Origin of the sequence: Mesorhizobium sp. M0772 (genome assembly GCF_040320135.1) — a bacterium.
GTDB lineage: Bacteria > Pseudomonadota > Alphaproteobacteria > Rhizobiales > Rhizobiaceae > Mesorhizobium.
Genome location: NZ_JAMYPB010000022.1, coordinates 18,970 through 40,241, shown reverse-complemented (window position 1 = coordinate 40,241; position 21,272 = coordinate 18,970). Strand labels below are relative to the sequence as shown.

Below are 21,272 nucleotides of genomic sequence, written 5' to 3'. Positions count from 1 at the left end.
ATTTCATATTTCCGTTGAGCAGTCCGATGTCGAGCATCGTTGCAACAGAAGCGCCGGCAGGGTCGTCCCGAGGCTTCCGCTTCGCCATGTTGCTGCCGGGCGGGCTGGTCACCTTGTTCCTGATCCTGTTTGCCCTTGGCCTTGTGCTCTTCCTCTCACTTCGCGGCAATGACGGTTCGCTGCTCGGCGCCGGCTTCACGGCAGGCAACTTCATCACCGTGGTCTCCGATCCGCTCTACTGGACGGTGACGCTGCGCTCGCTGGTGATCGCCGGCCTGGTGACGCTGGCGACCGTCGTCACCGCCTATCCCGTCGCCTACTATCTCGCCTTCCATGCCGCCCGCCGCCGTGGCCTGCTGCTGTTCCTGGTGACGCTGCCGTTCTGGACCAGCTATCTCCTGCGCGTCTTCGCCTGGAAGATCGTGCTCGCCTACAATGGCGTGTTGAACTCGGCGCTGATCGAAAGCGGCATCTGGTCGGAACCGACGCTGGCCTTCCTCAACACGCCGGCGGCGGTGGTCGTCACGCTGGCGCATGCCTATGCGCCCTTCGCCATCCTGCCGATCTATGTGGCGCTGGACACCATCCCGAAATCACTGCTCGAAGCCGCCTCCGATCTCGGCGCCAGACCGTTCACGGCGTTTCGCCGCGTCGTCTTGCCCAATTCGATGCCGGGCGTTCTGGCGGCCGCCCTCGTCGTCTTTGTGCCGACGGTCGGCGACTATGTCACCCCGGCCATGGTCGGCGGTCCCGCCAGCACCATGATCGGCACATTGATCCAGTCGCAGTTCGGCAAGGCCAATGACTGGCCGTTCGGGGCGGCACTTTCAGTCTGCGTGATGCTGGTCATCCTCTGCGTGGTGCTGGTCGCACGCGGCGCCGACCGCAAATTCGGCAGCCGCACATGAGCGCGGCGCGGAGAGATGATGGCCGCGGCTGGCTCGGCGTCTATGTGCTTGCCTATCTCGTCTTCCTCTATCTGCCGGTGCTGTTGATCCCGCTGTTTTCCTTCAACAACTCCATCCAGGCCGCGTTTCCGCTGCAGGGCTTCACGCTCGAATGGTATGCCACGCTCTATGGCAATCCGGCGCTGTCCGACGCGCTTTTGAACAGTCTCGTCATTGGCGTCGTGGCCGCCGCCGGCGCCACGCTCTGCGGCATCACCGTCTCCTATATGGACCTCTACGGTCGTTCGCCGCTCGCCGCCACCATCAGCGCCATCTCCAGGCTGCCGATCCTGATCCCCGGCGTCATCGTCGGCATATCGTTGCTGATCCTCGTCAATCTCATCGGCCTCGGCCCGTCGCGCATCGCCATCGTTCTCGGCCACATGCTGGTGGCGCTGCCGACCACCGTGGTGATCATGCGCGGCCGGTTTGCCGCAATTCCGAAAACCATTCGCGAGGCCGCACTCGATCTCGGCGCTTCCGACTGGACGACCTTCCGGCGGGTGATGTTGCCGCTCTCGCTGCCGGCCATCGTCTCGGCCTTCATGCTGGCCTTTCTGATTTCCTTCGACGAGTTCATCGTCGTCTTCTTCCTCGCCGGCACCGAGCCGACGCTGCCGCTCTACATCTGGAGCCAACTGCGTTTTCCTCGCTCGCTGCCGACCGTGATGGCGCTGGGGACAGCTATCCTTGCTGTGTCCGTCATCATCGCCGGCATCGCCGAAATCCTGCGCCATCGCGGGCTGAGCACAGCCCGTCGGACGGCGCCCACCAGTCCAGCCTGAACCATAACAAAAGAGGAGAACCGAAATGGCATTCGACCCGAAATCAATTACTGGGCTGAAATCGATCACTGGCCCGAAATCGATCACTGCAAAGACAGCCCGCACCGGGCTTGCCGCGCTTGCAATCGTCCTGTCGTCGACTGTCGCCTTCGCCGCCGACAAGCTGCAATATTTCACCTGGTCCGGCTATGAACTGCCCGACTTCAACAAGAGCTTCCTGACGGCCCATCCCGATGGCGTCGAGGCCTCGATCTTCGGCGACGACGACGATGCCTTCACCAAGGTCAAGGCCGGCTTCCGCCCCGATATCGCCCATCCCTGCTACGACAAGGTGGCGCGCTGGAACAAGGAAGGCCTGCTGCAGCCGATCGATACCAAGCGCATCAAGAACTGGGATTCGATCTTCCCGGTGTTCAAGAACCTGCCCGACATCCAGGCCGGCGACGGCAAGGTCTGGATGGTGCCGTGGGATTGGGGCAACACCTCGATCCTCTACCGCACCGATCTGGTGAAGAACCCGGAAGCGAGCTGGAACCTTCTGTGGGACAAGCAATATGCCGGCCGCATGGCGACCATCGATGCCGTGCATGACACCCCGATCGTTGCCGCACTTCTGGCCGGCGTAAACCCCTTCGACATGACGCCCGAGCAGATGGACAAGGTGGCGGAAAAGTTGCGCGAGCAGCGTCCCCTCCTCTCCAACTACACCACCGACATGACCTCGGTCGAACAGGCGCTGGCCAGCGGCCAGCTGGTCGCCGCCATGACCTGGAACGCGTCGGCAACCTCGCTGAAGAAGCAGGGCGTGCCGGTCGAGTTCATGAAGCCGAAGGAGGGCATGCTGACCTGGGCCTGCGGCTTCGTCATGCTCAAGGACGCCAAAAACGTCGACCTCGCCTATGACTTCATCAACAGCCGGCTCGACGCCGACTCGGGTAAGTACCTGATCCAGGCCTACGGCTATGGCAGCTCGCTCAGCACCGCCTTCGCCGGCGTGGCGAAGGACGAACTGGACAAGCTGCAATTGCCGGCGGACCCGGAGGTGATGCTGAAGACCACCATCTTCACCGGCCCGATGAAGCAGAACGACGATGTGGCGAAGATGTTCGAGAAAGTGAAGGCCGGGGGGTGAGCAGCGCAGACCTCACCTTCTCCCCTTGTGGGAGAAGGTGGATCGGCGCGGAGCGCCGAGACGGATGAGGGGTGGTCCAGGGAACGCCAACGTCTCACTCCGCTGGAACACCCCTCATCCGTCACCTTCGGCGACACCTTCTCCCACAAGGGGAGAAGGGGGAGCTCTTCGGCGCTGCGCCGCGCCAATAGGACAGTTACAAGGACCCACGCATGGACATGCTTGACGACGCAACCGAGAAACCAAAGGCCGACGCCGACATCCGCGTCGGCCGGCGCGTGCGGGCGCTGCGGCTGGAGCGCAATTTGTCGCTGGCCGAGCTGGCAGCAAAAGCCGGCGTCTCCATCGGTGCGCTGAGCCAGATCGAGCGCGGCCTGTCTTCGCTGCGCGTCAAGGTGATCTGGCCGCTTGCGGCCGCGCTCGACATCGAGCCTTCGGCGCTGATCACCGACGGCAACGAAGCCGCCAACGATCTCTATTGCGTGCGCGCCGACAAAAGGCGGCAGCTCCCGGTCAAGTCGGAAGGCATCGCCAAGGCGCTGCTGTCGCCGCCGGGCGCGGCGCTGACCGGCCTCTTGGTGACCGTGGAAGCCGATGGCGGCACGGCGGAAGCCTACGCGCATATCGGTCACGAGTTCGGCTATGTTCTGTCGGGCGAGGTCGAACTGGTGGTGGACTCGACAAAATACGTGCTGAAGAGCGGCGACTCCTTTGCCTTCAAGAGCACGCTTCTGCACGCCTTCCGCAATCCCGGCACCGAGCCTTGCCGGATCCTCTGGGTCAACACCACCAAGCCGTCCGAGGTTCGCGATGGCGCCTGATGCGCTGGTACGCCTGGACACGGTCTCGAAGGTTTTCCCCGGCGGCATTGTCGGGCTCGACGCCGTCGATCTCGACATTATCAGCGGCGAGTTCATCACCCTGCTCGGGCCCTCGGGCTGCGGCAAGACCACCAGCCTGCGCGTCATTGCCGGTTTCGAGAGCCCGTCGAGCGGCAAGGTGCTGCTCGATGGTCGCGACATCACCGCGCTCAGGCCGTTCGACCGTCCCGTCAACACCGTGTTCCAGGATTATGCGCTGTTCCCGCATATGAACGTCGCCGAGAATGTCGGCTTCGGCCTGTCGCTGCGCAAACTGTCCGGCGCCGAGCAGGCAAAGCGCGTCCGCGAAGCCCTCGACATGGTCGGCCTCGCCGACAAGCTCGGCGCCCGCGTTTCCGAACTGTCGGGTGGCCAGCGCCAGCGCGTCGCGCTCGCCCGCGCCATAGTCTGCGAGCCGCGCGTTCTGCTGCTCGATGAACCGCTGTCGGCGCTCGATGCGCATCTGCGCGAACAGATGCAGGTCGAACTGAAGCGGCTGCAGTCGCGGCTCGGCACCACCTTCGTCATGGTCACCCACGACCAGACCGAAGCGCTGTCGATCTCCGACCGCATCGTCGTCATGAACAAGGGCCGCATCGAACAGATCGCGCCGCCGGCCACGCTCTACGACCGGCCCGCGACGAAATTCGTCGCGAGCTTCATCGGCACGATGAACCTGCTGCAATCGCGCTTCATCGGTCGCGATGGCGACCGCCTGCGCTTTGCCGCCGGCGGGCTCTCGCTGGAGGCAACATCCGAAACCGGCGACACGCCCGGCGAAGGCACTGAGCGCACCATCGGCGTTCGCCCCGAGGACTTGCTGGCCACCACCGATGCCGCCGCCGGCACCGCGCCGGCGCGCGTCAACTCCATCGTCTTCCACGGCCGCACGCTGCGGCTGCATGCTGAGCTGGGGCAGGGATTGCCGGTGGTGATCGATGCGCCGCGCCAGGCCGAGGGCTTTCAATTCAGCGTCGGCGACGTGGCGCATATCAGCCTGCGCCGTGGTGCCAACTGCCCTATGCTGCCAAGCTGATCCAACCCAATCCCTTCATCGACGGTTGGATTTAACCTGCTGTGAAGATCGCCAAGGTGGAATTAAGTGTGAATTGACTCGCAAAGGAACATATTCCTACTTTGCGGGATGCCCGAACTAAGCACCCGACCGCGCCGAAATGTGCAAACCCTCTGCTTGGCGCATGAAGTCGGGCAGCTAATTCGTGTTCGATGTCGGAACTGCAACATCACTCGACACTATCTGCCTGGCGATCTCGCAAAGCTGGTTGGTGATATCCCCTTTTGGGATGTGGAGCGGCACATGCGGTGCGAGCGCTGCAAAGGTCGTGAGCTCGATGCAGGCATCATTCTGCCAAGCGCTGCTGAACGCCTTAAAATTCGCGTCAGACGTCTTGTCGAAATCCGCATGGTTCGCCGGGTAATCTGGCGAGACGACGATTGAGGAGAGCCGATTTCGGGCTAAAACAGAGATCCTTGGGCCGGGGCCTGTGGTGGGAACTTGATCTGTGTGGCTGGCTTCTCAACGATCACCAACGCGTCTTTGGGCGCCGTCCGCTGCAAACGCCGTGCTTCCGACCATGGCGCCGTCAGCCAAGCCTCGGTTTCCTCCGGCGTGGTGAGGATCACGGGCATAGCCTTCTCATGTATCGGCGCAATGAGAGCATTAGGCTTGGTGGTCATGAAGGCGTATAGCTCGAAGTCGCCGGGACCGTCCTTGACCTTTCGCACGCCCTGCCAAGACGTCCAGAAACCAGCGAAGAAGAACAGCGGCCGGCTCTCGCCACGGGCAAACCAGTAATTTCGCTGGATTCCTGTTTCCGGGTCTTTATCGTTCGCCGCAGGGCTGGGCTCGGCAAAGCTGGTCACCGGCACGACACATCTGTGCTCGACGCCCACATATTGCTGCCAGTGCGAATATTGCGGATTGCGAACGTTGGTGGTGCCGTAGTCGGCCTTACCTTTCATGCGCTCGGGCGGCGTTGGCAAACCCCAAAGCAGTTTCGCCAGTTCACGCTCCCCATCCGTCCTGTTGCGAACGACAAGCCCAAGTTGATTGGGATAGACATCAAGCGAAGGTTCGAGGTTGCCGCTGATATCGCGCAATGTGCGGGTCCATTGGCGGACCGCCTCTTGCGTCGTCGTGATGTTGTAGAGGTTGCACATGCACCCAGCATTGCGGAATTGGCTTTTGTCTGCAACCGAAGTCGCTGTCCGACGCCGCCGCAATCGTCGTCACATAGCCGCGCTATATCATCGTCCTGACACACCTTGTCAGCTGTCGTGCGGGTAAAGGTGGCGGGCCGGCAAGCGCTTCCCTACTTCAAACCAGTCTGAACAGGAGGAACACACATGACCATCGCGGATGTTGCCAAGGATTTCACCGAAATGCTCCAGCAGGGGGATCACCTGGGTGCTGGTGAAAAGTACAATGCCGATGATATCGTCAGCCTCGAAGCGATGGAGGGGCCGATGGCCATTGCCCGTGGCAAGGAAGCTCTCAGGCAAAAGGGCGAATGGTGGCAAGCGAACCACGAAGTCCATGGCGGCTCTGTCGAAGGCCCCTATGTCAACGGCGACCAGTTCGCGGTGCGCTTCAAGTTCGACATAACGCCCAAGGCCACCGGCGAACGGGTCACCATGGACGAGGTTGGCCTGTACACGGTCAAGAACGGCAAGATCACAGAAGAGCGCTTCTACTACTGAGCCCGGGTGCCGTCGGGTTCCGGCGCGCTTCGCTGCACGACCCAAAAACCAGGCGGCCGGGACAAAGTCCTGGCCGCAGTGGGAAAAGCTCAAATGGTCTTCACATACTGCGCCAACTGATCGGCCACCGTGCCCCAGCCGTCGAAGAACCCCATCTCTTCATGATTGTTGCGGGTAGCCTCGTCGCGATGGATGGCCGTTGCCGTGTAGCGCGTGCCCTTGTCATCCGACTGAAGCGAAATGACTGCGGTGATGAAGGGCTCGCCGGAGGGCCGATAGCCCGGCAGCAGCGCATCGGTCCACACCAGCCGCTCGTTCGGCACGATCTCGAGATAGCAGCAATGGCGGTCGTTGACCTCCTTGCCGTCGGGCGATTGCATGCGCGTCCGGAACAGTCCGCCCGGACGAAGGTCGATCTCGCAATCGGTGATCAGCCAGGGCTTGGGCGTGAACCATTGCTTGACATGCTCCGGCACCGTCATCGCGCTCCACAAGAGTTCGCGCGGCGCGTCGAGCTTGCGCTCCAGCACAAGGTCCAGTCTGGGGTCGGGCTTGAAGGGATAGCTCACTTTTCTTGCTCCTTGAGGCTCATCACATAGGCGTCGAATTGATCGAGTCGGCGCTCCCACAGCGTGCGCTGTTCGGCCAGCCAGTTTTCGGCGAGCTGCAGCGGTTCGGGCGCCAGCTGATAGGTCCTGGTGCGGCCGATTTTTTCCGATCGCACCAGACCGCAGCCTTCCAGCACTTTCAGATGCTCGATGAAGGAAGGCAGCGCCATCTCGAAAGGCTGCGCCAACTCGCTGACCGAGGCCGGACTGCGGTTCAACCGCTCGACCACGCGCCGCCGCGTCGGGTCAGCCAGCGCGCGGAAGATGCCGTCGATCGGCGGGAGACTTGTAGTTGGGGCGTGGAGGCTTGGCATGGGCGATCCTGAGGTCCGTCGACGGGTATAGAAAGATACTTAGGAAAATTCCTTAGTATTGGCAAGCCCTAAAAACGGGCTGATGTGACCGGGGTGCTGGCAAAGCGGGAAGGGCGGTTTTAGGCTGTCCGGCGGATTCGACCACCAGCCCAAGGGAAGTGCGTTTTGACGATCACCATGTACGGCATCACCACCTGCGACACGATCAGGAAGGCGCGCACCTGGCTGGAGGGCCACGATGTGCCTTACCGTTTTCACGACTACCGGGCCGAGGGGATAGAGGTGGGCAGACTGGATGGATGGATCGGCAAGGTTGGCTGGGAAAAGCTGCTCAACAAGGGCAGCACGACCTTCCGCGAACTGCCCGACAAGCACAAGCAAGGGCTCGACGAGAAGAAGGCCAGGAAGCTGATGCTGGCCAACCCGACGATGATCAAGCGCCCGGTGCTCGAGGTCGGGGATGAGATTTTGGTGGGGTTCAAGCCGGAGGCTTATGAAGGGGTGGTGAAGTAGCGTAGCCTCGCTTCGTCATCCTATGGCGAAGCAAGGTGCGAAGCGACGCGGCGCAGACCATGCGATCCATGCCGTGACCTATGAGCGACGCAACGGTGCAGATTCTGTCCCCGTTACAGCCTGAGCTGAGTTCACGGCATGGCCCGAGGATGACGAACGCGTGGAGGGCGATCGCTAATTCTGAAGGCTTTCGCTTGCGGCGTATGCAGCGGTTCGCTGTCTCTCAACCGCTCCCGCGCAAATACCCCGCCAACGCCACCGCATTGTTATGCGCCTCGTCATGTGCGCCATAAAGCAGCGTCACCTTGGCCTTGCCGAGCAAGCCACGCAGTTTCGCCACCGCTTCTCTATTCCCATCCAGCTCGACCGAATACCGCACCTGAAACTCCGCCCACCGCGCCGGCTCATGTCCGAACCACCTCCGCAATTCATCGCTCGGCGCGATCTCCTTCAGCCACAGCGTCAGCGCGGCATCCTCCTTGCTGACGCCGCGCGGCCAGATGCGATCGACCAGCACCCGCTGCCCGTCATCGGGCGCGGGTGCTTCGTAAATTCGCTTGACCGTCAGGTCGAAGGCCATCCGCCCTCCGCGAGCTTACGCCCACTCGCCCTTGCGCATCACCGGCACGCGGCGGCCATCCTTATGCACGCCGTCTATGTCGATCTTGTCCGAGCCGATCATCCAGTCGATGTGGATAAAACTCTTGTTGCCGCCGCGCTGGGCGATTTCGTCCTGGCTGAGCGAGGCGCCGTCGACGAAGCATTTTGAATAGCACTGCCCGAGCGCGATGTGGCAGGCGGCGTTCTCGTCGAACAGCGTGTTGAAGAACAGCAGGCCGCTGGCCGAGATCGGCGAGGAATGCGGCACCAGCGCCACCTCGCCGAGCCGGCGCGAACCCTCGTCGGTGTCGAGCACTTTCTTCAGCACGTCCTCGCCCTCCGAAGCCTTGGCCTCGACGATCCTGCCCTCTTCGAAACGCACCGAGATATCGTCGATCAGCGTGCCCTGGTAGGACAGCGGCTTGGTCGAGGAGACATGGCCGGAGACGCGCCGTGCATGCGGCGTGGTGAAGACCTCCTCGGTCGGGATGTTCGGATTGCAGGTGACGCCGTTCTTGGCAGTCGAGGCGCCGCCCATCCATTCATGGCCATCGGCCAGCCCGACGGTGAGGTCGGTGCCCGGGCCGCTGAAATGCAGATCATGGAAATTGTGCTCGTTCAGCCACTTTGTGCGGCCGCGCAGCGCTGCATTGTGCGCCGTCCAGTTTGCGATCGGGTCTTCCACATCGACCCGTGATGCCGAAAAGATCGCATCGGCAAGCTTGACCACGGCGACATCGTCGGCATCGCCGGGGAAGACCTGCTTGGCCCAGGCGAGATCCGGGTAGGCGACGATGTTCCAGTTGATGTCGAAGCCGGTGATCTTTTCCAGCGCCGGCTGGTAGGCCATCGAGTTCGCCTTGTTGGCGCGCGCCACTTTCGCCGGGTCCTGCGCCGACAACAGCGACGGGTCCTCGCCGCGCACGGCAAGCCGCGCCGCATTGTTGGAAAAGGCCTTCGCCATCCCTTCATACATCCAGCCGGCGGCGCGGTCGAAGCCGGCATCCGCCCCGTAGCGGAAGCGCGCCAGCGTGATCTCGTCATCGTTGAAGATCGGCGTTACCAGCCCGGCGCCCGCCTTGTAAGCGTGCTCGACGATGCGCCTGGTCAGCGGCAGGGGCTGCGATCGACGAGGTCAGCACCAGATCCTGCCCCGGCTGCAATTGCAGCCCGACCTTGATGGCGACTTCCGCCAGCCTGTCGAGCTTCACCGGGTCGATCGTTGCGGAAACGCCGCGCGAATGTGTGGTCATGATCCTGCCTGCCTTGGTCCGGGAGTGAGAGTTCCAACATAGGCCGGCGCGGCTGTCCTTTCCAGCACCGTCGCGACGGACAGCCCTAGGCAGCGCTTTCCAGCGCGCTGAACTGCGCCACGGTCGCCGCGATTTCCTCGCGGATCCAGATCTTGAAATCGCGCACCTTGCGGCTTTCGGTCTTGGTCGCCGAGGTCACCAGCCAGTAGCCGAGGCCGCTCTGCGCCCGCACGCCGAAAGGCGCGACGAGGCGGCCGTCGGCCAGCGCATCGGCGGCCAGCAATTGCCAGCCGAGCATGACGCCATGGCCGGCGATCGCCGATTCCAGGCACAGCATCGGGTCGGTGAAGCGCGCGCCCTTGCGGAAGGTGACCGGCTCGGCTCCGGCGGCCTTGAACCAGCTCTCCCAGTTGACCATCGCCCGCTCGTCGGTGATGGCGCAGGTCTGTGCGAGGTCTTCGATCGACGTCAGCTTTTTGGCGATCACCGGCGCACAGACCGGAAAGACCTCCTGCGCCAACAAAAGTTCCGCCCGGCCGCCCGGCCATTTGCCGTCGCCGAGCCGGATGGCGATGTCGATGTCGGAACGCTCGAGATCGGCGAGCCGCACCGAGGCGTCGATGCGCAGCAGCACGTTGGGATGGCGGTCGAAATGCCGCGACAATCGCGGCAGCAGCCATTTCGAGGCGAAGGCCGGCGCCACCGAAACCACCAGCGTGCACTGGCTTGCCTCGTCGGCCAGCGCCACCGCCTGCGCCAGCTCGCGAAAACCGGCGCCCAGCCGGGCGGAAAAAACCGTGCCGAACTCGGTCAGCACCAGCCCGCTCGCCGTTCGTTCGAACAGCGCCTGTCCAAGCTGCTTTTCGGTGCGGTTGATCTGCTGGCTGACGGCGCTGACGGAGACGTTGAGCTCGCCGGCAGCGGCCGCCAGCGAGCCGAGGCGGGCGACGGTTTCGACGGCGCGCAGGCCGTTGAGATGGACGCGGTTCAGCATAGCCATTCCAGTTTTTCTAAACCGGCGCGGCCGAAATCTCAATTGAAAGACGGCGAGACAGGGCAGATTCTAGCGGGACAGTCAGACCGAGGAGGCGAGGATGGTGACGATCGTATCATTGCTCAAAGTCTTTGCCGCCGGCTACACGCGGCGGCGCCATGACGGGGATGTCCTCAATTGGGTGACCGATCCGCTGTCGCATCCCGTGCTCGACACCATGTCGGAGCGCGAACTCGGCGACATGCCGTTTCGCCTGACGGCGCGCCGCACTGCATACGAGACGGCGCAAGCAGGCTGCCGCTGAAATCGCGGACGCGGTAACTGGGAAGGCGATACTGTCGGCGCCAGCGCTGCCGCTCATTGGCCTGCCGGGCATTTCTCCCCGTAAGGGAGAAAGGTTGCCGGCGCCGAAGGTTTCGCCAATCACCAGCCCTGCAGGCAAGGGCGCCGAGGCACACGGTTAACCCCCTTCTCCCCGTCACTATATGGGGAGAAGGTGCCGGCAGGCGGGGCGGCGCGACGCCAAGTGGCCCTCGCGCCTCGGCACAGTCACGCCAACGGCCACTGTCGCCGCCGCCAAGTCTGGCCCAACGCAAGTGGATTGGTCTGATCGGTCCGCACCCTTATTGTGCGCTGCAATGAACGCCGCGCCATCACCCTCGCGCCTTGCTCTCGCCGGCATGATCGCCATGGCCGTCGCCATGGGCATTGGCCGTTTCGTCTACACGCCGATCCTGCCCGGAATGATGGAAGAACTGCATCTGTCGCCGGCCGATGCCGGCTGGATCGCGTCGGCCAACTACCTCGGCTACCTCGTCGGCGCGCTTGCGGCGGCCGGCGGCTGGGCGCATGGGCGCGAGCGGCTGCTGATGTTTGGCGGCCTTGCCGCCAGTGCTGCGCTCGCCGCCCTAATGGGACTGACCGAAACGATGACGGCCTTCATCCTCATCCGTTTCCTTGCCGGTCTCGCCAGCGCCTTCGTCATGGTGTTCATGGCCTCCATCGTCTTCGGTCACCTGGCAGCCGCCAACAGAAGCGACCTGCAGGCGCTGCATTTCGGCGGCGTCGGCCTCGGCATCGCGGCATCCTCAGCGCTGATGGCGGTTCTGGTCACCGAACATGCCGGCTGGGCTTCGGGCTGGCTGTGGTCGGCAGCGATTTCCGCCGGCGGCCTTGCGCTCGTCGCCTTGCTCGCCGGCGGCACCGCACCTGCCAGCGGCGTGGCCGACCGCGAACCGGCACTGCCGAGGGACCGGTCGCTGATGAAAGTCATCGTTGCCTACGGCCTGTTCGGCTTTGGCTATGTGGTGACGGCGACCTTCCTGGTCGCCATCGTGCGCCAGGGCGGCGGCGGCCGCGTCTTCGAGGCAAGCGTCTGGATGGTCACCGGCCTTGCCGGCTTTCCCTCGGTCCGGCTGTGGCAGAAGGTAGCGGCACGGATCGGGCTTTACGCGGCCTATGCCGTGGGCTGCCTGGTCGAGGTGGTCGGCGTCACCGCCAGCGTCGCCATCGGCGGCACCGCCGGGCCGCTGTTGGCGGGCGTCCTGCTCGGCGGCACCTTCATCGCCGTCACAGCACTGGGCCTGCAGACGGCAAGGCTGCTTGTCCCGCAGGCGCCGCGCCGGATTTTTGCGCTGATGACCGCTTCCTTCGGCATCGGCCAGATCGTCGGCCCTGTCGTCGCCGGCCTGCTGGCGCAAGCCTCGGGCAACTTCTTCCTCGCTTCGATCGTCGCTGCTGCGGTCTTGCTGGTCTCGGCAGGCATCACCTGGTCGGCCGCGCCAAAATCGCCATGATTGTGGTCTTGCTCGATGCCGGGCATCGGGCACGGGCATTTGCTTTCCACCTAATGTGTGACTTTATGCCCCTAACCAGCAACCCCGCTGATTTGCGCACCGACCGAGGAATTCGCCACAGTGTTCGTATCCTTCTTCCCGCAGCCGAAGCTGTTTTTCACCTCGGCCGCCGTCTGGAGCCTTTTCGGCATCCTGTTTTGGTTCTTCGGCGGCCAGCAGCTGGGCGCAAACATCGGCTTGCCGCCTGCGGCGGCCGACGCGCCGGCCATCGGCGACATCTCTGTGTTCTGGTCGCTCCCATTTCTGTGGTTTTATGTCTATTTCGCGTTTTTCGTGGCCGCCTTCTACGCGTTCTGGGCTTGGTATTCGCCGCATCCATGGCAAAATTGGTCGATCCTGGTCACCGCGATCATCCTGTTCCTCATCTATTTCAATGTGCAGATCAGCGTCGCGGTCAACGCCTGGTACGGGCCATTCTTCGACTACGTCCAAGGGCTGATGTCAGGAAAGATTGAATCCACTGTCGGCGAATTTTATGCTGGACAATCCAGCTTTGTCTGGCTGGCGTTGATCGGCATGAATGTATCGGTCGTCAATGCCTTCATTGTCAGCCACTGGGTCTTCCGTTGGCGCATGGCGATGAACGGCCATTTCATGGCCAATTGGGGACGGCTTCGCCACATCGAGGGCGCGTCACAGCGTATCCAGGAAGATACGATGCGTTTCTCCCAGATCATGGAAGATCTAGGAGCGACCTTCGTCCAGTCCATCATGACGCTCATCGCCTTCCTGCCGGTCATGGTCGCTCTGCAACAGCATATTACCGAATTGCCAATCATCGGCGCTGTACCCCAGCCGCTTGTCGTAGCGGCGATCGGCTGGTGCCTTTTTGGGACGCTCGCCGTAATGCTTGCCGGCGTCAAACTCCCGGGCTTGCAATTTCGCAACCAGCGCGTCGAGGCAGCCTATCGCAAGGAACTCGTCTATGGCGAGGACCACGAGGACCGTGCTCAGCCGGAAACAACGACGGAACTGTTCGATAATGTGCGGAAGAACTATTTCCGCCTATATTTTCATTACATCTACTTCAACGTCGTGCGTTACACCTTTCTTCAGGCAGATAATATATTCTCCTTTATTATTCTCGCCCCGTCCTTTATCGCGCACAAGATAACCTTTGGATCGCTCAGCCAGATATCCAACGCCTTCGGGCGAGTGACGGGATCGCTCCAGTTTTTGATCAATTCCTGGTCGACCATCGTTGAACTCCAGTCGGTTCACAAACGCTTGCGCGCCTTCGAAGCGACACTGCAAGGCGAGCCGCTGCCGCCCATCGATCAACGTTACCTTGAGCGGCAGAGCGCCGAAGATCCGGCGTAAACCGAGCTTTGACGATTGAACGAAGTGGGCGGCTCCGCCGCCCCCCCCCCCCCGTCTGTCGCCGCCCCGCTGCCTCTGCACATAATCGCGGAAGCTGATGCACTCGACATTGGCTTTGACGCAGGTCTCGTCGGCAAAGCGCTCAAGCGCATTCCAATAGGCGCCGTCATTCATCAGGGTGAAGTGGAAGCTCAGCACCAGCGGGATGCGCTTGCCCTGATATTGCTTGTCGAAGGCGGCGCGGAAGGCCTGGTAGGTCCGATCGCTGAACTCGGCTGCCTGGCTCGGCCGCTCGAAGCCGCCGGAATGCCGGACATAGAGATTGTAGTCCATGGCGATCACCGGCCTTGAATTCGGGCCTTCCGGGATCTGTGGCAGCGAAAAGCGGGTCAGGCCGCCGCCGGTCGGCGGCTCGACCGGGCCATTCGAAACGCCGCTGGCGTCATAGTGGTAGCCGGCTTCACCCAGGGCCTCGTAGAGCCCTTTGCCGGTCGAGAGGTAGGGTGCGCGAAAGCCGACAACGGCATGGGCGATAGCGCGCCAGCCTGCCGGCTCGGGCGCAATGCCGTTGATCGCATAGGCGTTCTCCAGAATGTGCCCGAACGAGGCGAATTCCTTCAGCCAGTCGGCCTTGCTCCAGTCCTTGCCGTCGAAGTGGCCGCAGCCATGGCTGGCGATGTCGTGGCCCTCCGCCGCGGCAAGCCCGATCTGGTCGAGCCGATCGGCTACTTCCTGTTTCGAGGCGGCAAAACCGATGTTGGATTTGCCCGCGGACTTGCCCGGCGCGGTGTATTCGGCGCGCGTCTGCTGCGACAACAGGAACACGCAGGACAGAAAGTAGGTGAAATGCGCGCCGGTGCGCTTGGCCAGTGCCCGGCTGCGCTGCCATTGCGAGATCTCCCGGGCGCTGTCGAACGAGATGATGACGATTTGCTTCGGCTTTGCCGGGGCAGGCGGCGCCGGCGGGTCGGCGAAAGCAGTGCCCGCCATGGCAAGCACGGCTGAGGAAAACGCAACAACGCGGGACAAACGTGGCATCGGCAATCTGGGCTTGATCTGGAGGCAGTCCAAGCCGGCTATCGGCAAAATGTGGCGTGGGTGCGATCAATGTCGGGAGCTATGCGCCCGGCGATTAGCCGATTTTCCTGCCGAGCCCCTTCCATGCCCGCGAAATTTCGCTAAAACGCGGGCTCAAGAAGCGCCCCTGTTGGGGCAGCAATGGTTTTGATTGATGTCCGACGACAGTTTTATCCGCGAAGTCAACGACGAGATCCGTCGCGAAAAGGCGCAGGTGCTTTGGGATCGTTTCGGCCCGGCGATCCTTGTCCTCGCCGTCCTGGTGGTGCTCGGCACCGCTGCCTTCGTCGGCTACCGCTATTGGGACGAGACCCGCGCCAACCGCTCGGGCGATGCGTTTTCGCAGGCGCTGAAGCTTGCCAATGACGGCAAGAGCGACGAGTCGCTGACCGCCCTCGAACAGCTGGAAAAGGACGGCTACGGCGCCTATCCGCTGCTCGCCCGCATGCGCGCGGCAACCGTCAAGGCCGACAAGGGCGACTTTGCCGCTGCCGTCGCGGATTTCGATGGCGTCGCCGCCGACACCGCCATTCCCCAGGGCATTCGCGACATGGCGCGCCTGCGGGCCGCCCTGCTGCTCGTCGATCACGGCTCCTTCGCCGACGTTTCCAGCCGCGTCGAGGCGCTGACCGCCGACAACAACACGCTACGCCACACGGCGCGCGAAGCGCTCGGCCTTGCCGCCTGGAAAGAAGGCAAGACCCAGGATGCGCTGAAACTGTTCGACCAGATCGCCGCCGATGACGGCGCCCCGCGCAATGCGCGCCAGCGGGCGACGCTGATGTCCGAACTGATCCGCGGCTCGGGCGCGTCATGATACGCATCGCCCAAAGCCTGCCCTCGGGACTGACCCAAGGGTGCGCTGCGGTTCGGGCGATGATATGGGTGGCCGGATGACATTCAAAGTCGCCATTATCGGCCGTCCCAACGTCGGAAAATCGACGCTTTTCAACCGGCTGGTCGGAAGGAAACTGGCGCTTGTCGACGACACGCCTGGCGTCACCCGCGACCGTCGCGTCCACGCGGCAAAACTCTACGATTTGCATTTCGATGTCATCGATACCGCCGGCTTCGAGGATGCCGCCGCCTCGACGCTGCCTGGCCGCATGCGCGCGCAGACCGAGATCGCCATCCGCGAAGCCGACCTGATCTTCTTCACCATCGACGCCAAGTCCGGCCTGCTGCCCGATGATCGCACCTTCGCCGAGATCGTGCGCAAGTCCGGCAAGCCGGTCGTGCTGGTCGCCAACAAGGCCGAGGCCAAGGGCGCCCAGGGCGGCATGCTGGAAGCCTGGGAACTGGGCTTGGGCGAGCCGATCCCAGTCTCGGCCGAGCATGGCCAGGGCATGCCCGATCTGCGCGACGCGGTGATCGAGGCGCTGGGCAAAGACCGCGCCTTCGGCGAGGAAGAAGACGAGTCCGAGGACGTCGCCGCCAGCGAGGTGCTGATCGGCGAGGACATCACCGATCCCGACGCCGAACCCGCCTATGACGACACCAAGCCGATGCGCATTGCCGTCGTCGGCCGTCCCAATGCCGGCAAGTCGACGCTGATCAACGCGCTGATCGGCGAGGAGCGGCTTTTGACCGGCCCGGAAGCCGGCATCACCCGAGATTCCATCTCGGTCGACTGGGACTGGCATGGCCGTCGCCTAAAACTGTTCGACACTGCCGGCATGCGCCGCAAGGCCAGGATCCACGAAAAGCTGGAAGTGATGTCGGTGCAGGACGGTCTGCGCGCCATCCGCTTTGCCGAGATCGTCATCATCGTGCTCGACGCCACCATCCCGTTCGAAAAGCAGGACCTGCAGATCGCCGACCTGATCATCCGCGAGGGCAGGGCGCCGGTCATCGCCTTCAACAAATGGGACCTGATCGACAATCCGCAGGAACTGCTGGCCGAATTGCGCGAAAAGACCACACGGCTTTTGCCGCAAGTGCGCGGCATCCAGGCGGTGACGGTTTCGGCCGAGACCGGGCGCAGCCTCGACAAGCTGATGGATGCCGTCATCAAGACGCACAAGGTGTGGAACAGCCGCGTTTCCACCGGCAAGCTCAACCGTTGGCTGGAAAGCATTCTGGCGCATCACCCGCCGCCCGCCGTCGCCGGCCGCCGGCTCAAGGTCAAATATGTCACCCAGGCCAAGACCCGGCCGCCGGGTTTCGTCGTCCAATGCTCGCGGCCCGACGCGATGCCGCAATCCTATGTCCGCTACCTCTCCAACAGCCTGCGCGAAGCCTTCGACATGCCCGGCGTGCCGATCAGGATAGCGCTGCGGACTTCGGACAACCCGTTCGCGGGGAGAGCGAACAAGCGCAAGTGAGCGATGACGGTTGCGGAATTCTCCGCAAGATTGGCGGGACAGCACCCCCCTCTGCCCTGCCGGGCATCTCCCCCGCAAGGGGGGAGATCAGTCGTTTCGTCTTTGGAGCCTCTCTTGCAACGTTGAAAATTGGCGAAAGCATTCGCGAGATCCAATCTCCCCCCTTGCGGGGGAGATGTCCGGCAGGACAGAGGGGGGTGTGACGGAACGCTACGCTGGACAGCCGCTTCCGTCTAAGCGACCTCTCTCAACCGCTCGTCCTGCGGCAGCGCCGCCACCGCCGCCTGCCACAAAATATCCGCCAGCCGCGTCGCCACCGGGTCCAGTTCGGCGTCTTTCTGGTGCATCACCAGCGCCATGGTTGGCAGCGCGGGTAAGCCCAGCGTTTGCGGTGCCATCGTCCTGACATTGGCCGGCAGGCCGATATCCGTGCGGATGGTCAGGCCGAGGCCGGCGGCGACCGCCGCCCAGATGCCGCCAAGGCTGGGGCTGGAGAAGGCCATCCGCCATGACAGGCCGGCGCGGTCGAGCGTTTCCGTCGTCACTGTGCGCAGCAGGCATGGCGCTTCCAGCGCCACCAGCGGCAGTGCCTCGGCCTCGCGCAGCCTGGTCTCGATCAGCTTTGCCGGCCCGATCCAGCGCAATTGCGCGTCGCCGACATGCCGGCTGTAAGGCAGCGCCTGGCCGCTGTCCCAGGCCAGCGCAATGTCGAGATTGCCTGATGTGATCCGCTCGGCGAGTTCATAGCTGCGCCCGATCCGCGCCTCGATCTTGACCTTGGGATGCGCGCGGGCGAAGCGTCCGAGCACCTCCGGCAGCACCGCCTCGCCGAAATCCTCCTGCAGGCCGAGCCTGACCCAGCCTTCCAGTTCCACGTCGTGGATGGCCGAGGCCGCCTCGTCGTTCAACTCGAGCAGCCGCCTGGCATAGCCGAGCATGGTTTCGCCGGCTTCGGTCAACGCCAGTCCGCGGCCCGACTTGCGGAAGATCGGCGTCGCCGCCTGGTCCTCCAGCTTCTTCAGTTGCGCGCTCACCGCCGAGGTCGAGCGTCCAAGCCGGTCGGCGGCCTTGGCGAAGCTGCCGAGTTCCATGCCGGTGACGAAGCTTCGGAGGACATCGAGGTCGAAGGTTACGCGGCGCATCACAACGATCCTGTTTTTCGGGAACAATTGTCAAAAACTTCCCGATATTCGGGATGAAGTTATGGCGGTAAAGGCGAGGCGTCAAGGTCCTGAAAGGGCATCAACAGGAGTCCCGCCATGTCGATTGCCAACGCAAATTGTGAGCCAGGCCGGGTTGGCCGAGCCGCCGCCGTCACGTCGAAGGCTGAACGATTTCGCGCCAATCATCGCTGGAAGGTGCTTGGCATCGGCGTTGCCGCCAATGCCAGTTTCTCCGCCACCTTCGCCGGCATACCGGCGGCGGCGGTGTTTCTGCGGTCGGGCTATCACTTGAGCAATGGCAATCTCGGCCTGGTCCTCGGCCTTCTCGGACTGGGCGTTGCCTTGAGCGAACTGCCCTGGGGCCTGCTCACCGACCGGTGGGGAGATCGCGGCGTGCTGTTGACCGGCCTTGGCGCGACCGCGGCGTGGCTCGCCTTGATGGCGTTGTTCATCGTGCCGTCGGCGACCTATGTGCCTGGCGTCGCAATGCTGGCCGCGTGCCTTCTGGTCACCGGCCTGCTCGGCGGCAGCGTCAACGGTTCCAGCGGCCGCGCCATCATGGCCTGGTTCCACGAAGGCGAACGTGGCTTTGCCATGAGCATCAGGCAGACCGCGGTGCCGCTCGGCGGCGGGCTCGGCGCGCTGGTCCTGCCGTCGCTGGCATCGGAGCATGGTTTCGCGGCGGTCTTCGGGCTGCTGGCCGCCATGAACGCCGTCTCTGCGCTGTTTGCCTGGCGGTGGCTGCACCAGCCGCCGGAACTGGACAATGCCGGCAGCATGGCCATGGCAAAGTCGGGCGGTCCGGCGCCGCTGCGCAATGTCGAGGTCTGGCGCATCGCCACCGCCATCGGCCTGCTCTGCTTTCCGCAAGTGGCGGTGCTCACCTTCGCCTCCGTCTTCCTGCACGATTTCGCCGGCATGGCCACGCTCACGATCAGCGCCAGCCTTGCCGCAGTGCAGACCGGCGCGATGGTGATGCGCGTCTGGAGCGGCCGCTACACCGACCGCAACGGCAACCGCCGCTCATTCCTGCGGCTCTGCAGCGTGACGAGCGCGTTTGGCTTCGCGGCCGTCGGCCTGCTGGTCCTGGCGGCAGGAGCCACGCCAGACGCCCATGCCGCGTTGATCCCGGCGATTGCCGTGCTGCTGGTCGTCGCCGGCATTTCGGTCTCCGCCTGGCATGGCGTGGCCTACACCGAACTCGCCACGCTTGCCGGTGCCAGCCGCGCCGGAACCGCGCTCGGTCTTGCCAACAGCTTCGTCTTCATCGCCTTCTTCGTGGTGCCGACCGCCATTCCGGCTTTGCTGCTTGTCTGGTCGTGGCCTGGCGTCTGGCTGGTGGGCGCGCTCTGCGCCATGATTGCATGGCCAATTTTCCTGCGGCCGAACTGACGGGTTGCCGGCCGGCAAACGGCGTCCCATTTCGGGCCGCTTCGGAACAACACGATCGACCGCGTTAACCCTGCATCAAGGTTAATGCTTCACTTTGGCTCTCCAGTGGCTCAGTTGCGTTTCTGGAGAGTTCCCCGTGCATCGACGTGTCCTGAAGCGGCTGGCCGCCGCCGCCGGTGAGAAAAAACGTTCCTTCGTATCGCCATTGGTCATCGGGCTCGGCATCTGGATCGGCTTTCCAACCGTCGTCGCCTACCAGGACATGGGCAGCTTGATTTCCGGCCTCGAAGCTTCGGGCACCCGCTGGAACTCTTATGTCGAGCGCTCCGTCGCCGGCTCGGTTCATGCCGCCGAAATGCCTTTCATCGATTCCGTCACCACCGGTTCGCTCTCGGGCTCGGGCGTGCGCCTGCCCGGCGTCGGCAAGGTCTCGTTTCGCGGCAAGGGCAATGTCGCCGGCATCACGCCCGACGAGGACCGCATCATGCGCGCCGACAAGAAGGGCCGCATCATCCAGGTCTCGCCGGTGGCGCCGCCGAAGAACTTCAATGCCGGCTCGATCTTTCAGCGCACGTCCTCGCTGCTGCGGCCGAGCATGGACAGCGGCCTGAAGCTCGCCTTCGCCAAGCCCGGCATCAAGGGCAAGGAAATCCAGATCGCCCAGGCCTTCCATACCAATGTGGACAAGAAGCCCGATCCCGGCGTGCCGGCCATGCTTGCCGCGTTGGTCAACAATGACAGACCGGACGTGCTGGCCACCGCCTATGCCCAGGCCGAACCCGATTACGCCAAGGCCTCACCCTTCGAGGCGCTGCTGCAGGACGAGGAGCCGAGCAGCGGGCGCTTCATTCCGCCGATGGCCAAGGGTGACCACTCGTGGATCCAGAACCCGCTGCCGGCCAGCGTCTTCTCCACGAAGGAGCAGGCCTGCCTTGCCAACGGCATCTATTTCGAGGCGCGCGGCGAATCCGTGCGCGGCCAGGCCGCCGTCGCGCAGGTCATTCTGAACCGAGTCCGCAATCCGGCCTATCCGAACTCGATTTGCGGCGTCGTCTACCAGAACGACAACTGGCTGAACCGCTGCCAGTTCTCCTTCGCCTGCGACGGCCGCAAGAAGCGCATCGAGAGCCCCGCCCACTACAAGACCGCGCAGGACGTCGCGATGGCGGTCACCGCCGGCAAGATCTTCATTCCCGAAGTCGGCTCATCGACCCATTACTACGCCAACTATGTCCATCCGGGCTGGGCGCGCACGATGCAGAAGATGACCAAGATCGGCCTGCATATCTTCTACCGCACGTATGGCGGCGGCTGGAGCTGAGCCCTTCGGCTTGCCCGTCCCAAACGGACGGCAAAAGGCCCGGAAGCCGAAATCGGACAGCGGTCGCCGGACGGATTCGGGGCATGTGCCGA

At 63.5% G+C, this 21,272-nt stretch carries 20 protein-coding genes and 2 pseudogenes; 14 read left to right on the top strand and 8 right to left on the bottom strand.

The genetic code is table 11. From position 1 onward, the window contains the following. Nucleotides 1-26: 26 nt before the first annotated feature. From NKI06_RS16580 to NKI06_RS16560, 5 genes are all read left to right on the top strand, one after another. Complete coding sequence (locus NKI06_RS16580; protein WP_023745520.1) at nt 27-908, top strand: ABC transporter permease; 882 nt, start codon at nt 27-29, stop codon at nt 906-908. Next, on the top strand, nt 905-1,732 hold the full coding sequence (locus NKI06_RS16575) for an ABC transporter permease (protein ID WP_502898668.1): 828 nt from the start codon (nt 905-907) through the stop codon (nt 1,730-1,732). Before NKI06_RS16580 ends, NKI06_RS16575 begins: the two co-directional genes overlap by 4 nt. Nucleotides 1,733-1,757: 25 nt before the next feature. Further along, nucleotides 1,758-2,864 (top strand): ABC transporter substrate-binding protein, encoded by a 1,107-nt coding sequence (locus NKI06_RS16570; protein ID WP_023668506.1) that lies wholly within the window; start codon nt 1,758-1,760, stop codon nt 2,862-2,864. A 212-nt stretch (nt 2,865-3,076) separates the two neighbouring features. Beyond that, a complete protein-coding gene (locus tag NKI06_RS16565) occupies nt 3,077-3,685 on the top strand; it encodes a cupin domain-containing protein (RefSeq protein WP_352986213.1) in 609 nt (202 codons plus the stop codon). Then, on the top strand, nt 3,675-4,760 hold the full coding sequence (locus NKI06_RS16560; protein ID WP_023687090.1) for an ABC transporter ATP-binding protein: 1,086 nt from the start codon (nt 3,675-3,677) through the stop codon (nt 4,758-4,760). The genes NKI06_RS16565 and NKI06_RS16560 overlap by 11 nt, the downstream gene beginning before the upstream one ends. 440 nt (nt 4,761-5,200) lie before the next feature. On the opposite strand, the gene NKI06_RS16555 is transcribed toward NKI06_RS16560, so the two are convergent. Next, the gene (locus tag NKI06_RS16555; RefSeq protein ID WP_352986210.1) at nt 5,201-5,905 is read right to left on the bottom strand and encodes an SOS response-associated peptidase; all 705 of its coding nucleotides are present in this window, start codon (nt 5,903-5,905) and stop codon (nt 5,201-5,203) included. Between the two features lie 186 nt (nt 5,906-6,091). Here NKI06_RS16555 and NKI06_RS16550 point away from each other — a divergent pair, with 186 nt between their 5' ends. Further along, nucleotides 6,092-6,445 (top strand): nuclear transport factor 2 family protein, encoded by a 354-nt coding sequence (locus NKI06_RS16550; protein WP_023668502.1) that lies wholly within the window; start codon nt 6,092-6,094, stop codon nt 6,443-6,445. Nucleotides 6,446-6,534: 89 nt separating this feature from the next. Here NKI06_RS16550 and NKI06_RS16545 read toward each other — a convergent pair whose 3' ends face one another. Both NKI06_RS16545 and NKI06_RS16540 read right to left on the bottom strand, forming a co-directional pair. Then, complete coding sequence (locus NKI06_RS16545) at nt 6,535-7,014, bottom strand: SRPBCC family protein (RefSeq protein WP_023668501.1); 480 nt, start codon at nt 7,012-7,014, stop codon at nt 6,535-6,537. Next, the gene (locus tag NKI06_RS16540; protein ID WP_023687094.1) at nt 7,011-7,367 is read right to left on the bottom strand and encodes an ArsR/SmtB family transcription factor; all 357 of its coding nucleotides are present in this window, start codon (nt 7,365-7,367) and stop codon (nt 7,011-7,013) included. Before NKI06_RS16540 ends, NKI06_RS16545 begins: the two co-directional genes overlap by 4 nt. 165 nt (nt 7,368-7,532) lie before the next feature. Between NKI06_RS16540 and NKI06_RS16535 the strand changes: the two genes are divergently transcribed. After that, the gene (locus NKI06_RS16535; RefSeq protein WP_023687095.1) at nt 7,533-7,880 is read left to right on the top strand and encodes an ArsC family reductase; all 348 of its coding nucleotides are present in this window, start codon (nt 7,533-7,535) and stop codon (nt 7,878-7,880) included. A gap of 223 nt (nt 7,881-8,103) precedes the next feature. On the opposite strand, the gene NKI06_RS16530 is transcribed toward NKI06_RS16535, so the two are convergent. From NKI06_RS16530 to NKI06_RS16520, 3 genes and pseudogenes are all read right to left on the bottom strand, one after another. Then, on the bottom strand, nt 8,104-8,460 hold the full coding sequence (locus tag NKI06_RS16530; protein ID WP_352986208.1) for a DUF488 domain-containing protein: 357 nt from the start codon (nt 8,458-8,460) through the stop codon (nt 8,104-8,106). A 15-nt stretch (nt 8,461-8,475) separates the two neighbouring features. Further along, nucleotides 8,476-9,733 (bottom strand): annotated as a pseudogene (locus NKI06_RS16525) (aminopeptidase). Nucleotides 9,734-9,818: 85 nt separating this feature from the next. Continuing rightward, entirely contained in the window at nt 9,819-10,733 is a 915-nt protein-coding gene (locus NKI06_RS16520) for a LysR substrate-binding domain-containing protein (protein WP_023752591.1), read from the bottom strand. Nucleotides 10,734-10,827: 94 nt separating this feature from the next. Here NKI06_RS16520 and NKI06_RS16515 point away from each other — a divergent pair, with 94 nt between their 5' ends. The 3 genes from NKI06_RS16515 to sbmA all read left to right on the top strand — a co-directional run bounded on the left by NKI06_RS16515 (nt 10,828) and on the right by sbmA (nt 13,903). Further along, on the top strand, nt 10,828-11,031 hold the full coding sequence (locus NKI06_RS16515; protein ID WP_023684387.1) for a hypothetical protein: 204 nt from the start codon (nt 10,828-10,830) through the stop codon (nt 11,029-11,031). Between the two features lie 334 nt (nt 11,032-11,365). Further along, nucleotides 11,366-12,523, top strand: a complete 1,158-nt coding sequence (locus NKI06_RS16510) for a YbfB/YjiJ family MFS transporter (RefSeq protein ID WP_023684386.1) — start codon at nt 11,366-11,368, stop codon at nt 12,521-12,523. 120 nt (nt 12,524-12,643) lie between these two features. Continuing rightward, nucleotides 12,644-13,903, top strand: a complete 1,260-nt coding sequence (gene sbmA, locus NKI06_RS16505) for a peptide antibiotic transporter SbmA (protein ID WP_023684385.1) — start codon at nt 12,644-12,646, stop codon at nt 13,901-13,903. Nucleotides 13,904-13,939: 36 nt separating this feature from the next. Here sbmA and NKI06_RS16500 read toward each other — a convergent pair. After that, nucleotides 13,940-14,941 (bottom strand): annotated as a pseudogene (locus NKI06_RS16500) (polysaccharide deacetylase family protein); the annotation flags it as partial. Between the two features lie 193 nt (nt 14,942-15,134). Here NKI06_RS16500 and NKI06_RS16495 point away from each other — a divergent pair. Next, nucleotides 15,135-15,797 carry a tetratricopeptide repeat protein gene (locus NKI06_RS16495; protein WP_023668491.1) on the top strand — a complete coding sequence of 221 codons (663 nt, stop codon included), beginning with the start codon at nt 15,135-15,137 and terminating at the stop codon, nt 15,795-15,797. Nucleotides 15,798-15,873: 76 nt separating this feature from the next. Further along, the gene (gene der, locus NKI06_RS16490; protein ID WP_031356247.1) at nt 15,874-17,304 is read left to right on the top strand and encodes a ribosome biogenesis GTPase Der; all 1,431 of its coding nucleotides are present in this window, start codon (nt 15,874-15,876) and stop codon (nt 17,302-17,304) included. Nucleotides 17,305-17,537: 233 nt separating this feature from the next. Here the strand turns inward: der and NKI06_RS16485 are convergent, their stop codons facing one another. Beyond that, nucleotides 17,538-18,446, bottom strand: a complete 909-nt coding sequence (locus tag NKI06_RS16485) for a LysR substrate-binding domain-containing protein (protein ID WP_352986203.1) — start codon at nt 18,444-18,446, stop codon at nt 17,538-17,540. A 117-nt stretch (nt 18,447-18,563) separates the two neighbouring features. Here NKI06_RS16485 and NKI06_RS16480 point away from each other — a divergent pair, with 117 nt between their 5' ends. Together NKI06_RS16480 and NKI06_RS16475 are read left to right on the top strand one after the other, a co-directional pair. Continuing rightward, entirely contained in the window at nt 18,564-19,859 is a 1,296-nt protein-coding gene (locus tag NKI06_RS16480) for an MFS transporter (protein ID WP_352986201.1), read from the top strand. Between the two features lie 136 nt (nt 19,860-19,995). Then, complete coding sequence (locus NKI06_RS16475; RefSeq protein WP_023668487.1) at nt 19,996-21,180, top strand: cell wall hydrolase; 1,185 nt, start codon at nt 19,996-19,998, stop codon at nt 21,178-21,180. Nucleotides 21,181-21,272: the final 92 nt, after the last annotated feature.